Source organism: Streptomyces hygroscopicus subsp. hygroscopicus (genome assembly GCF_001553455.1).
GTDB lineage: Bacteria > Actinomycetota > Actinomycetes > Streptomycetales > Streptomycetaceae > Streptomyces > Streptomyces hygroscopicus.
The window spans coordinates 1-8,172 of record NZ_BBOX01000539.1; the positions used below are offsets into that span (position 1 = coordinate 1).

At 71.9% G+C, this 8,172-nt stretch carries 9 protein-coding genes; 6 read left to right on the forward strand and 3 right to left on the reverse strand.

Annotated elements, in window-relative coordinates; genetic code table 11:
• The coding region (locus AXW62_RS45250) for a hypothetical protein (RefSeq protein ID WP_214516891.1) at positions 1-247 on the reverse strand (247 nt) is incomplete at its 3' end.
• A gap of 49 nt (positions 248-296) precedes the next feature.
• On the opposite strand from AXW62_RS45250, the gene AXW62_RS38290 reads away from it, so the two are divergent.
• From AXW62_RS38290 to AXW62_RS38300, 3 genes are all read left to right on the forward strand, one after another.
• Positions 297-1,175, forward strand: a complete 879-nt coding sequence (locus AXW62_RS38290; protein WP_060948417.1) for an SDR family oxidoreductase — start codon at positions 297-299, stop codon at positions 1,173-1,175.
• 264 nt (positions 1,176-1,439) lie between these two features.
• The gene (locus AXW62_RS38295) at positions 1,440-2,096 is read left to right on the forward strand and encodes a HemK2/MTQ2 family protein methyltransferase (protein WP_060948418.1); all 657 of its coding nucleotides are present in this window, start codon (positions 1,440-1,442) and stop codon (positions 2,094-2,096) included.
• A complete protein-coding gene (locus tag AXW62_RS38300) occupies positions 2,077-2,298 on the forward strand; it encodes a CDGSH iron-sulfur domain-containing protein (RefSeq protein ID WP_030829330.1) in 222 nt (73 codons plus the stop codon). Before AXW62_RS38295 ends, AXW62_RS38300 begins: the two co-directional genes overlap by 20 nt.
• Here AXW62_RS38300 and AXW62_RS38305 read toward each other — a convergent pair.
• On the reverse strand, positions 2,278-3,255 hold the full coding sequence (locus AXW62_RS38305; RefSeq protein WP_079115989.1) for an iron-containing redox enzyme family protein: 978 nt from the start codon (positions 3,253-3,255) through the stop codon (positions 2,278-2,280). The genes AXW62_RS38300 and AXW62_RS38305 overlap by 21 nt on opposite strands.
• Before the next feature lie 388 nt (positions 3,256-3,643).
• Here AXW62_RS38305 and AXW62_RS38310 point away from each other — a divergent pair, with 388 nt between their 5' ends.
• The gene (locus tag AXW62_RS38310; protein WP_060948420.1) at positions 3,644-6,031 is read left to right on the forward strand and encodes an ATP-binding cassette domain-containing protein; all 2,388 of its coding nucleotides are present in this window, start codon (positions 3,644-3,646) and stop codon (positions 6,029-6,031) included.
• Between the two features lie 77 nt (positions 6,032-6,108).
• Positions 6,109-7,014 carry an NmrA family NAD(P)-binding protein gene (locus tag AXW62_RS38315; RefSeq protein ID WP_060948421.1) on the forward strand — a complete coding sequence of 302 codons (906 nt, stop codon included), beginning with the start codon at positions 6,109-6,111 and terminating at the stop codon, positions 7,012-7,014.
• A gap of 132 nt (positions 7,015-7,146) precedes the next feature.
• On the opposite strand, the gene AXW62_RS38320 is transcribed toward AXW62_RS38315, so the two are convergent.
• Entirely contained in the window at positions 7,147-7,602 is a 456-nt protein-coding gene (locus AXW62_RS38320; protein ID WP_060948422.1) for a VOC family protein, read from the reverse strand.
• 21 nt (positions 7,603-7,623) lie between these two features.
• Between AXW62_RS38320 and AXW62_RS38325 the strand changes: the two genes are divergently transcribed.
• On the forward strand, positions 7,624-8,172 hold a 549-nt coding region (locus AXW62_RS38325; RefSeq protein WP_060948423.1), incomplete at its 3' end, for a CGNR zinc finger domain-containing protein.

The following is an 8,172-nucleotide window of genomic DNA, read 5'->3' on the forward strand; positions in this document are numbered from 1 at the left end:
CAACCAGGTCGAAGCCGACCCACGGACCGAACAGGCGCCGGTCGCCGCCTGACGCCCCGACGGCCAGGACACACATCACCACGTACGAGATCTCGCCCGCGTACCGGCGTATGGGCGCAGTGGCGGCACGGCGGCCGCGTCCGCGGTGGCCTGCGGCCGCCGGCCGGGCACCCTGGAGCCGGAGCCCGATGCGGTCGGCCCCGGTCCGGTACCCGGCCGCCGCCGGCCGGGCCACGCGCCGTCCCACGGTGCCGGAACCCCTCACGAGACCGTGCCACCGACGAGAGAGCAGAGCCATGAACCAGCCACAGCACCCCGCTCACCAGCATCCGCGCCCCGACTTCCCGTCCCAGGACCAGCCGCATCCGGGCTGGACCGGGCCCATGGATCCGCCACCGGACCACGGTGAGGACTCCTACCGGGGCTGCGGCCGGCTGGAGGGCCGCAAGGCCGTGATCACCGGTGGCGACTCCGGTATCGGACGTGCGGTGTGCCTGGCCTTCGCCCGCGAGGGTGCCGATGTGCTCTTCACCCACCTGGACGAGGAGAAGGACGAGGCGCGGGAGACCGTCCGGTGGGTGGAGGACGCCGGGCGCCAGGCGGTGCCGGTTTCCTGCGACATCCGCGAGGAGGCCAACTGCCGGGCCCTCGTCGACCGGGCCGTGGCGGAGTTCGGCCGCATCGACGTCCTGGTGAACAACGCGGCGTTCCAGATGTCGCAGCCCGAGGGCATCGAAGCGATCTCCACCGAGCAGTTCGACCGCGTCCTGCGCACCAACCTCTACGGCATGTTCTGGCTGTCGAAGTTCGCCCTGCCGCACATCCCCGCGGGCGGGAGCATCATCAATTCCGCGTCCGTGCAGGCCTACAAGCCGAGCCCGCACCTGCTGGACTACGCCACGACGAAGGGCGCGATCGTCACCTTCACCCAAGGGCTGGCCCAGATGCTGGCCGACCGGGGCATCCGCGTGAACGCGGTCGCGCCGGGGCCGGTGTGGACGCCGCTGATCCCGGCGACGCTGCCGGACACGGTGGAGTTCGGCAAGCAGGCGCCGCTGGGCCGCCCGGCGCAGCCGGCGGAGATGGCCCCCGCCTATGTCTTCCTGGCCTCACAGGAGGCGTCCTTCATCACCGCGGAGATCGTCAACGCCACGGGCGGGACGCCGTTGCCGTAGGGGCGGCCACGCCCGCCGCGGCCGGGGCGCACACCCCCTCGCACAGCAGACCCACCACCCCCAGCACACCCACGACCACGGCGGAACACCAATGCCGCAGGAGCCGCCACACCCCGCCGCGGCCGGGGCGCACACCCCCTCGCACAGCAGACCCACCACCCCAGCCCACCACACACCCACGACCACGGCGGGACACCGATGCGAAACACATCTGTACCGCACGGCACAGGTGCCTCATCGCTCTATCCGGGTACTCGCTGCACCATGAGGAGGACCACAATCCCGCCGGGTGTGTACTCGCCGCAGGACGACACGCGTCTGCTGGTCGAGGCGCTGCTCCGGGAGGACATCTCCGCCGACACGGCCGTCCTGGACGTCGGGACGGGCAGCGGAGCCCTCGCCGTCGCGGCGGCCCGGCACGGCGCGGCCGAGGTGACCGCGGTGGACGTCTCACCGCTTGCCGTGGGCACCGCGTGGCTTCACGCGCGGCTCAGAGGTGTGCGGGTGCGTGTCCTCCGGGGCGACCTGCTGGCCCCGGTCGCCGACCGCAGCTTCGATCTCATCCTCGCGAACCCGCCGTACGTACCCGCGCCGGGCCGCCGGGCCCGGCGGGGCCGCGCCGTGGCCTGGAACGCCGGTGCCGACGGACGCGCGGTGCTCGACCGGCTCTCCGTGGACGCGCCGCCCCTGCTGCGTCCCGGCGGGGTGCTGCTCCTGGTGCACTCCGGGCTGTGCGGCGCCGAGCGGACCGTCGAGCAGCTGACGCGGGCGGGGCTGCGGGCGGCCGTGACCGACCGCCGTCTGGTCCCCTTCGGGCCGGTCCTGCGCGAGAGGGCGCCCTGGCTGGAGTCCCGGGGGCTGATCGCCCCGGGCGAGGAGAAGGAAGAGCTGGTGGTGATCCGTGCCGAACGACAAGTGTGACCGCGCCGTCCGAGTGACCCTGCCCACCGACGGGCCGATGCTGATCGAGGGGCCGGTCGAGGTGTCCCTGCCCGATGGCGGCGTCGCGCGCTCCGACCGCTTCACCGCGGCCGTGTGCATGTGCGGCCGCAGCGCGCGCTACCCGTGGTGCGACACCAGCCACCGCCGCCGGCCGCCGAGGTCACAGCGGAACACGAAGTGAGGACCGGCCGTCCCGCCAGGCGCCCAGGACCTCCTCGGCGAAGCGGTCCTCCAGAAACACCGTGGCGTCGATGCCGAAGGCCACGTCCGCGGCCAGGGCGGGTTCGCGCTTGAGGAGATCGCCGATCACCTCGTAGCGCACCACCTGCTCGTGTACGGCGTCGGCCTCCACGTGCTCGGTGTAGAAGAACACCGCCGCCTCGCCCGCGCCCATCCGCCGCAGCGCCTGGGCCAGCCGGTCGGAGGCGGGCGAGGAGGTGATCTCCACGGTCGCGAAGTGTCCCACCAGAGCACCGCGCAGCGACCGGCGCAGGCCCAGCAGCGACATCATGTTGACCACGGCCAGCATGCGCGCCGAGGTGGCATCGAGATAGTGGTTGTAGGTGGGGTCCAACGCCAGGTCGACCATGAGATCGGCGAACAGCTCCGCGTGCACCCGCTCCCCGCGCCCGGCCCCGAACTCGTCGTACTCCACCGCCGCCATGGCCGCCTTGGCCCGGCCCCGCAGCCGGGGGATCACCCACACATGCGGGTCGGCCTCCTTGAGCTGGTACAGCGACCGATGCGCGATGTACTCACGCATCTGCCACAGCTCGCCGTCGTCCCGGAGGTGGTGCGACACCCCCGTCCCGTCGGCGGGCTCCACCAGCAGACCGGCCAGAGCGTCCTCGGGGTCGTGGTGCGCGGTGGCCTCGGAGCGCAGCGCGTCCAGGAAACGCCGCTCCAGCGCCTGCCGCACCCGGAGCAGATCCGGATCCCACTCCCATTCGTCGTCCACCCCGGAGAATCCCTGGTAGTGGAGCTCGTAGCACAGGAACAGCGCGAGCTGGAGATCGTCTCCGTACGGATCGGCCTCCGTGAGTGACCGGCCGGCGGGCAGTGTCACCTCTCCCGGTTGGTGTACGAGGGCGTCGATGAGCGTGGTGGACAGCTCTCCCCGCCCTGCTGCCAGTGGCATGCCGTGATCCCTCATCCCTCGTCCGCCTGGTCTTCCGCTCGGCTGAGTACCCCTCCCCGCGGGCGGCAATCCAGGCCGGGCCGGTCCGGAACACAGGTGGCCGAGCCGGTCAGGGACCCGGTCAGGGACCGAGTCAGGAACCCGGTCAGGGACCGGGTCAGGCACTCGGCCAGGCACCTGGTCAGGAATGAAGAAGCGCCGGTCACCGGGTCATGCCTAGCCTGATCGCCATGGACCCCGGCTTCCACCCGTAGCGCGGACCGCCACGCCGACACGGGAGAACCAGACGTACCGCCCGGATCTGGTTGGATCGGGCAAGCAGGCATCGAACCAGGCGGCGCCGACGGACACCGCCGAAGGCGGGTCCCGCCCGACAGATGGAGAAACGATGAGCATAGCCACGAGGCCGGACCCGCGGTCGTCCGTGCCGCACCTCGCCGACAGCCACGACCTGATCCGTGTGCACGGCGCACGCGAGAACAACCTCAAGGACGTCAGCATCGAGATCCCGAAGCGCCGGCTGACGGTGTTCACCGGTGTCTCCGGCTCGGGCAAGAGCTCACTGGTGTTCAACACCATCGCCGCCGAGTCGCAGCGGCTGATCAACGAGACCTACAGCGCCTTCGTTCAGGGGTTCATGCCGACCCTGGCGCGGCCCGAGGTGGACGTGCTCGACGGGCTGACGACCGTGATCACCGTCGACCAGCAGCGGATGGGTGCCGATCCCCGCTCCACGGTCGGCACCGCCACCGACGCCAACGCGATGCTGCGCATCCTCTTCAGCCGCCTCGGCCAGCCGCACATCGGCCCGCCCAGCGCGTACGCCTTCAACGTCCCCTCGGTCCGGGCGAGCGGTGCCATCACCGTCGAGCGCGGTGCGAAGAAGACGGTGAAGGCGACCTTCAACCGCACCGGCGGCATGTGTCCGCGCTGCGAGGGCCGCGGCGCGGTCTCCGACATCGACCTCACCCAGCTCTACGACGACTCCAAGTCGCTCAACGAGGGTGCGCTCACCATCCCCGGCTACACGGCGGGCGGCTGGAACCACCGGCTCTACAGCGAGTCGGGCCTCGTCGACCCGGACAAGCCGATCGGCAAGTACACCAAGAAGGAGCGGCACGACTTCCTGTACCACGAGGCGACCCGGATGAAGATCGCGGGCATCAACATGACCTACGAGGGTCTGATCCCGCGCATCCAGAAGTCGATCCTGTCCAAGGACACGGAGGCGATGCAGCCGCACATCCGGGCGTTCGTGGAGCGGGCGGTCACCTTCGCCACCTGTCCGGAGTGCGAGGGCACCCGGCTCGGCGAGGGGGCCCGGTCGTCGAAGATCGGGCAGGTCAGCATCGCCGACGCCTGCGCGATGGAGATCAGGGACCTGGCCGAATGGATCCGCACCGTCGAGGAGCCGTCGGTGGCGCCGCTGCTCGCCGCGCTGCGGCAGACCCTGGACTCGTTCGTGGAGATCGGCCTCGGCTACCTCTCGCTCGACCGGCCGTCGGGCACCCTGTCGGGTGGCGAGGCGCAGCGTGTGAAGATGATCCGCCACCTCGGCTCCTCGCTCACCGACGTCACCTACGTCTTCGACGAGCCCACCTCGGGTCTGCACCCGCACGACATCCAGCGGATGAACAGCCTGCTGCTGCGGCTGCGGGACAAGGGCAACACGGTGCTCGTGGTGGAGCACAAACCGGAGGTGATCGCGATCGCCGACCACGTCGTCGACCTCGGGCCGGGCGCCGGTACCGCGGGCGGCACCGTGTGTTTCGAGGGCACCGTCGAGGGGCTGCGGTCCGGCGGCACGATCACCGGCCGCCATCTCGACGACCGGGCCGCCCTCAAGGAGACGGTGCGCACGCCCACCGGCACCCTGCGGATCCGCGGCGCGACGGCGCACAATCTGCGCGATGTCGACGTCGACATCCCGCTCGGGGTGCTCTGCGTGGTCACCGGTGTGGCGGGTTCCGGCAAGAGCTCCCTGGTCCACGGCTCGATCCCGGCGGGCGAGGGCGTGGTGTCCGTCGACCAGAGCGCCATCCGCGGCTCGCGCCGCAGCAACCCGGCCACCTACACCGGGCTGCTCGATCCGATCCGCAAGGCGTTCGCGAAGGCCAACGGTGTGAAGCCGGCGCTGTTCAGCGCCAACTCCGAGGGCGCCTGCCCCACCTGCAACGGCGCCGGGGTCATCTACACCGACCTGGCCATGATGTCCGGTGTCGCCACCACCTGCGAGGACTGCGAGGGGAAGCGGTTCGACGCGTCGGTGCTGGACCACCTTCTCGGTGGCCGCGACATCAGCGAGGTGCTGGCGATGTCGGTGGCCGAGGCCGAGGAGTTCTTCGGCGCCGGCGAGGCGCGCACCCCGGCCGCGCACCGCGTCCTCACCCGGCTCGCCGACGTCGGGCTCGGTTACCTGCGCCTGGGCCAGCCGCTCACCACGCTGTCCGGCGGCGAGCGGCAGCGGCTCAAGCTGGCCACCCACATGGCCGAGAAGGGCGGTGTCTACGTCCTCGACGAGCCGACCTCCGGACTGCATCTCGCCGATGTCGAGCAGCTGCTCGGCCTGCTCGACCGGCTGGTCGACTCCGGCAAGTCGGTCATCGTCGTCGAGCACCACCAGGCGGTCATGGCGCACGCCGACTGGATCATCGACCTCGGCCCCGGCGCCGGCCACGACGGCGGACGGGTCGTCTTCGAGGGCACACCCGCCGACCTCGTCGCCGCCCGCGCCACCCTCACCGGCGAGCACCTCGCCGCCTATGTCGCCGGCTGACGGACCGTGATGCCGACCGCCGGGCCGGCGGGGAGCGGGACGCCGGCCCGGACGACCCACCACAAGGAGGTCAACGGATGGTTGCCAGCGATCTGGTGCTCATCACCGGCGCCGGTGATGTGGGGCGCGCGGTCCTGGAGAAACTGCGCTCGTACGATGTCCCGGTGCGGGTGATGGTCCGCCGTGACGACGATCGCGCGGCCGGGTTGCGCAGGCTGGGCGCGGAGGTCGTGGTCGGCGACCTGATCCGGCCCGAGACCGTCGCGACCGCGCTGGAGGGCGTCGGGCGGATGTACTTCGCGATGCCGGTGTCGCCGGACCATCTGCTGGCGGCGACGGTGGTGGCCACCGTGGCGCGCGAGAACGGGCGGCTTGCCGGGCTGGTCGGCATGTCACAGATGACGGTGTCGCAGATGACCGCGACCAGCACCGCGGAGTCCCACCAGCAGCGGCTGCACTGGCTGGCGGAACAGGTGCTGAACTGGTCGGGCCTGCCCGTGGTCCACATCCGGCCGACGTCCTTCCTGGACAATCCGCTGTTCACCACGCTGGCGGCGCACACGATCCGGGAGAGCGGCACGATCGCGCTGCCGTTCGGCACCGGGCGCACCTCGCCGGTCGCCGTCGACGACGTGGCCCGGGTCGTCGCCACCGTACTCCGCGACCCGGCGCCGCACATCGGCCACGTCTACGAGCTGACCGGACCGCGCACGGTGGACATGACGGAGCTGGCCCAGGCGTTCTCCCGGGCGCTGGGACGTCCGGTGACCTACTCGGACGTGCCGCTGGACCAGTGGCGGGCCGAGGTGCTGGCCGAGGCGGGCCTGCCGCCGCACACCGAAGAGCACATCGCCACCATGGCCCGGCTGCACCATGACAACCGCTACGACCGCGTCTCCGACGATGTCGAACGCGTCACGGGGGTGCCTCCCCAGAGCATCGAGGCGTTCGTGGCCGCTCGCAGGAGCGCCTACCTGGGGTGAGTCACGCCGGTGGGGGGCCGGACCGCCACGCGGTTCCCACCGCGCACGCCCCACCGCCGAGGCCCCGCCACCGAGACGCCATCCTCCCCCGGCCACTTCCGCGGCGGGACCCGGGCGGTGCGTGGCCGGGGCCTAGGCGGCGCAGAATTCGTTGCCTTCCGGGTCGCGCATCACCCACCAGTGCCCGGCCGGGCCCTTGTTCACCTCGCGGACGCGGGTCGCGCCCAGGCCCTCCAGCCGCGCCACCAGCGTGTCCAGGTCACCGGGATCGGCGTGGACGTCGATGTGCAGGCGGTTCTTGCCGGTCCTGCCCTCGGGCACGTCCTGGAAGAGCAGCCGCCGGCCCCGGCCGATGCCGCTGATCTCGTCGAACGGGTCCTCGGGGTGGCGGATCGCCGCGAAGCCGCGGAAGGTCCTGCGGCCGCCGTGGTGCTCGGCGACCGCCTCCTCGCCGATGTGGCCGGCGGCCAGCAGTCGCTCGATCAGCGCGCTGGGATCCTCCACCTCGTAGCCCAGTGCCGCGGCCCAGAAGTCGGCGAGCGCGGGCGCGTCCGCGGTGTCGATGACCAGTTTCCAGTTCAGTGCCATGTAACTGGTTATATTGGTTACATGGATTCCGCCGCAACCCGAGGGCTCATCCTGCGCTCGCACACCGGCGTCGCCTACCGGTTCGACCCGGGCGCGCTGTGCCTGGAGCTGCTCACCACCGGCGGCCCCGGCCCCTACCGCCGGTACGAGGTGCTGCACCAGCCCGCCGACCTCGCCGCCTGGGCGGAGCGTTCGCGCCTGGTACCGACGCCGGACCTGCGGATCCGCGACCCGGAGGTGGCCGACGCACGCCGGCTGCGCGACGCGCTGTTCCGGGCGGCCCTCGCCCACACCCGCGGCGCGTCACCGGCGCCCGGTGACGTGGGGGTCATCAACGCGGCAGCCGCCCATCCGCCCCTGGCCCCGGCGATCGGGTCGGACGGACAGCGGCGGTGGGCCGGGCCTGCCGACGGCACACGTCTGCTCGCCACCGTGGCGCGCGATGCCGTCGGACTCCTCACCGGCCCGCACGCGCACCGCATCCGGGTGTGCGCGGCCGAGGACTGCCACCTGGTCTACGTCGACACCTCGCGCCCCGGGCGCCGCCGCTGGTGCTCCATGGAGCACTGC